2 protein-coding genes and 1 pseudogene are annotated in these 2,833 nt (G+C 71.7%); all 3 read right to left on the bottom strand.

Translation table 11 applies throughout. From position 1 onward, the window contains the following. Nucleotides 1–719 (bottom strand): annotated as a pseudogene (locus G6018_RS08620) (primosome assembly protein PriA); the annotation flags it as partial. A 43-nt stretch (nt 720–762) separates the two neighbouring features. Continuing rightward, complete coding sequence (metK, locus tag G6018_RS08615; RefSeq protein ID WP_182611193.1) at nt 763–1,974, bottom strand: methionine adenosyltransferase; 1,212 nt, start codon at nt 1,972–1,974, stop codon at nt 763–765. Between the two features lie 58 nt (nt 1,975–2,032). After that, on the bottom strand, nt 2,033–2,833 hold an 801-nt coding region (locus tag G6018_RS08610), incomplete at its 5' end, for a phosphopantothenoylcysteine decarboxylase (protein ID WP_277817765.1).

The following is a 2,833-nucleotide window of genomic DNA, read 5'->3' as shown; positions in this document are numbered from 1 at the left end:
TGAGCCGAGGGGCCGATCCCCGCGGACAGGTCGACCACCAGGTCCCGCCCCGTGGCTCCCCCGCCCACGATCTGCCGACACTCCGCGGTCAACCGGTCGACGTCCCGCTGGTCCGGGACGATCAGCAACACCTGCAGGCCCCTCCGCCTGACCGAGTCCGCCAGGGCGGCGAGTGCGCGCGCCCAGTCCCGTCCGGGCGGCACGGTCCAGACGGCCCGGGCCGGGACCCCCCCGGTCGCCGCGTCGAGGAACCGCGTCACCATCGGGTGGTCGGACCAGCCGACCGGGATCTCGACCGGGCCCTCCGTCACACCCAGCGGTGGTTCGCGGTCCGGCACCGATTTCTCGGCCGCGGCGTGCCGCGGGGGGATCGCCAGTCGCAGGACGTCCGAGCGCATGCCCACCCACCGTCGCGCGACCAGGTCGACCAGCCGGAGCAACTGCGGTGTGAGCACGGGCTCCGGCGAGACGACGCGCTCGAGCCACGCGAGCTCCCCGCGGTGATCCGTCTCGTCCGAGCGCTCCACGAGGTACCCGTCGACGAGGCGGCCGGCGAACCGCACGCGGACGCGGGTACCGGGTACCGCCTGGTCGGCCAGGGACTCCGGGACCAGGTAGTCGAATTCCCGGTCCAGATGCGGAACCCCGAGCAGGGGCAGGACCCGGGCCACGGGGGCCGTGGCCGCCGCGACCCGGGCCGCTGGGCGCGTCGTGGTCACGGTCTCGGATTCTCGCACCCCGCTCCGACAACCGGGACGGTCGTCAGTGCCCCACGGCCCGCTTGAGTTCGTCGACGCGGTCGGTCCTCTCCCAGGGGAGGTCCAGATCGGTCCGGCCGAAGTGACCGTAGGCGGCCGTCCCGGCGTAGATCGGACGCTTGAGGTCCAGGTCGCGGATGATCGCGCCGGGACGCAGGTCGAACACCTCGGTGACGGCCTCCTGTAGGGCCGCGATGTCGACCTTCTCGGTCCCGAACGCCTCGACGAACAGCCCGACCGGGGCGGCCTTGCCGATGGCGTAGGCGACCTGGACCTCGACCCGCTCGGCCAGGCCGGCGGCGACGATGTTCTTGGCGACCCACCGCATGGCGTACGCCGCGGAGCGGTCGACCTTGGACGGGTCCTTTCCGGAGAACGCGCCGCCACCGTGGCGGGCCATGCCGCCGTAGGTGTCGACGATGATCTTGCGTCCGGTCAGGCCGGCGTCGCCCATCGGGCCGCCGAGCACGAACCGTCCGGTCGGGTTGACCAGGAGGCGGAACTCGCCGGTCTCGATACCGGCCGCGGCCTCGGCGAGGACCGGCCCGATGACGTGCTCGGTGAGGTCGTCGCGCAGCGTCGTCTCCAGATCGATCTCGGGTGCGTGCTGCGTCGAGATGACGATCGTGTCCAGGCGTACCGCGCGGTCGCCGTCGTACTCGATGGTCACCTGGGTCTTGCCGTCCGGGCGCAGGTAGGCCAACGTGCCGTCCTTGCGGACCTCGGTCAGCCGGCGTGACAGGCGGTGTGCCAGAGCGATGGGCAGCGGCATGAGCTCAGGGGTGTCCGAGCACGCGTAACCGAACATCAGGCCCTGGTCGCCGGCGCCCTGTCGGGCGATCGCGTCCTCGACCGGGTCGGCGGAGGTCCGTGCCTCGTGCGACGTGTCCACGCCCTGGGCGATCTCGGGGGACTGCTGCCCGATCGAGATCGACACACCACAGGAGACGCCGTCGAAACCCTTGTCGGAGGAGTCGTATCCGATCTCCACGATCTTCTCGCGGATGAGCTGCGGGATCTCCACGTAGCCGCTCGTCTTGACCTCGCCGGCCACGTGCACCATCCCGGTGGTCACCATGGTCTCCACGGCGACACGGGCTTCGGGGTCCTGCGTCAGCATCGCGTCCAGGATGGCGTCCGAGATCGCGTCACAGATCTTGTCCGGATGCCCCTCGGTCACGGACTCGCTGGTGAACAGCCGACGTGCCTGCGTCACAGTGGTTCTCTCTTCCTGGTGCCGGATGCGTGTGATCGGTCGATCGCGTGGGGACAGACTAGTCGGTGCGGTCCGTGGTGGTTCGCGCGGATGGGGCCGCGGCCCGGGACACCACGGCGTCGAGGATCCGGCTGGCCAGGAGATCTTTGCTCGCCCTGTCCACCGGCGTCTCCCCGCCCGCGGAGTCCAGGATCCACCCGCCGTTGACGTCCTGCCCGAAAGTGGTGCCGCGACCGACCTCGTTGACGACGAGGAGGTCGCACCCCTTCCGGGCGAGCTTCGCCCGGCCGTGGTCGAGGACCGATCCAGAGGAGTCGCCGGTCTCGGCGGCGAACCCGACCAGGACGCAGTCCGCGGGGACGTCCCCGGACCCGCGGCCCGCGACGAGCTCGGCGAGGATGTCCGGATTGCGTTCCAACCGGATCTCGGCCGGTTCGGATCCGGTGCCCTTCTTGAGCTTGGAGGACGACACGTCCGTCGGGCGGAAGTCGGCCACCGCCGCGGCCTTGATGACCACGTCCGCCTCGGCCGCGGCGGCGAAGGTGGCGTCGCGTAGCTCGCGAGCGGAGTCGATGTGGATCGCCTCCACGGCCGCCGGCACCGGCAGGTCGGAGGAGGTGACGAGCGTGACCCTCGCTCCCCTCGCCGCCGCGACGGCGGCGATCGCGTGCCCCTGCTTCCCGGAACTGCGGTTGCCGAGGAACCGCACCGGATCGATCTCCTCGCGGGTACCACCGGACGTCACCACGACCCGCTTGCCGGCCAGGTCCCACGGGAGGCCGCCGCCGTCGAGCAGCAGTCTCGCGAGGCGCGCGATATCGGCCGGCTCGGGCAGGCGGCCGGCGCCGGTGTCGGCCCC

It is taken from the genome of Dietzia sp. DQ11-44 (genome assembly GCF_014145205.1).
GTDB classification, from domain to species: domain Bacteria; phylum Actinomycetota; class Actinomycetes; order Mycobacteriales; family Mycobacteriaceae; genus Dietzia; species Dietzia natronolimnaea.
The sequence above is the reverse complement of the archived record's forward strand: the minus strand, read 5'-3'. Positions and strand labels throughout refer to the sequence as shown.